This is a genomic window from Pseudomonas sp. FIP_A4 (assembly GCF_036701605.1).
Lineage (GTDB): Bacteria > Pseudomonadota > Gammaproteobacteria > Pseudomonadales > Pseudomonadaceae > Stutzerimonas > Stutzerimonas phenolilytica.
The window spans coordinates 1-522 of the sequence record NZ_JAYDXP010000085.1 but is presented as its reverse complement, the minus strand read 5'-3'; the positions used below and the strand labels follow the sequence as shown (position 1 = coordinate 522).

The following is a 522-nucleotide window of genomic DNA, read 5'->3' as shown; positions in this document are numbered from 1 at the left end:
TCGAAGCGGTAGTCGCCGTCCAGCGCCTTGAGCTGCTCGATCACCTCCGGTGCGGTCGTCGACGGGTGGCCGCCGCCCTGCAGCCAGAAGAACGCGCTGACGGCATAGCTGGCGTTCTCCGCGGCGGCGAGCGCCTTCGCCTGGTCCATGGCGTGCGGTACGCGACGGTCTTCGTGGGTGCCGCCGGTCTTCGACAGCTGCGCCCAGACGATGCCCTCGTGGTCGTGCACGCCCAGCTCGCGCGCCACCTTGCCGCACAGCCAGATACCGAACAGCACAGGCCCAAGCGGCGATGGCCGAGCTGCAACGGCTGCTCACACTGGACACCGAGGATTGGCAGGGCTGCGCCGTACTGGCGCGCACCCATCAGTACCTGCTCCCGGTTCCTGCGTGACGACATTGCCCTGTTGAATATCGACCTTGTAAACCCCGGGAAAAGAACAACCGGCGATTGCGAACAAGCCCACGAGCGTGAGGCTGGTCAGCATGAGCTTGGTGTTTTGCATCGGTGGGTGACTTCCA

2 pseudogenes are annotated in these 522 nt (G+C 65.3%); both read right to left on the bottom strand.

Features of this window, described 5'->3' with window-relative positions:
* Positions 1-194: 194 nt before the first annotated feature.
* A pseudogene (locus U8L64_RS00665) lies at positions 195-278 on the bottom strand (phosphatidylglycerophosphatase A); the annotation flags it as partial.
* A 105-nt stretch (positions 279-383) separates the two neighbouring features.
* A pseudogene (locus U8L64_RS00660) lies at positions 384-506 on the bottom strand (outer membrane protein assembly factor BamE); the annotation flags it as partial.
* Positions 507-522: the final 16 nt, after the last annotated feature.